The organism is Streptomyces sp. UNOB3_S3, assembly GCF_020740895.1.
Lineage (GTDB): Bacteria > Actinomycetota > Actinomycetes > Streptomycetales > Streptomycetaceae > Streptomyces.
In genome coordinates, this window is the sequence record NZ_JAILXP010000781.1 from 1 (window position 1) to 549 (window position 549).

A 549-nucleotide genomic window follows, 5' to 3' on the forward strand; every position below is an offset into this window, starting at 1 on the left:
GACGGGGGGCGGGACGGGCGCGGGCACCGGGCTCTCCCCGGAAATAAAATAAACGTTCGAATTGACCGGTCAATTGACGGTATTCGTAGGGTTCCGATCTCAACAATCACAAAAAAAGTTCGAGATATCAGCCGGATCGTGCGACACACCGCGCCAATTGGCGGAATCATCTGCGCACACCCCTCTACCGTGTGAAGGGTGAGCAGCAGCGGCCTGATCTACGCAGTCATCGTCGGGGCCTGGGCCGCCTACTTGGTGCCGATGTGGCTCCGTAGGCAGGACGAGCTCAATGAAGCCCGTCCGACGGAACGCTTCAGCACGGCCATCCGGTTGCTGTCCGGACGGGCGGGCATGGAGCGCCGTTACGCCAAGGACCTGGAGGGGCGTGCCCCCGCCGAGGCGGCGGCCCCCGGGGAAGCCGGGGAGCCGGAGCCCCGGGCGTCCGAACCGGACGCGGCGACCGAAATGGTCGACGTCCGGTCCTTCGGCGCGCCCTCGTCCGGCCGGCCGGACGCCGCGCAGGCACCCCCGGCGGCCCCGGCACCGGCG

General features: G+C 68.1%; 1 pseudogene. It reads left to right on the forward strand.

Annotated elements, in window-relative coordinates:
- Positions 1 to 198: 198 nt before the first annotated feature.
- Positions 199 to 549 (forward strand): annotated as a pseudogene (locus K6I33_RS35610) (hypothetical protein); the annotation flags it as partial.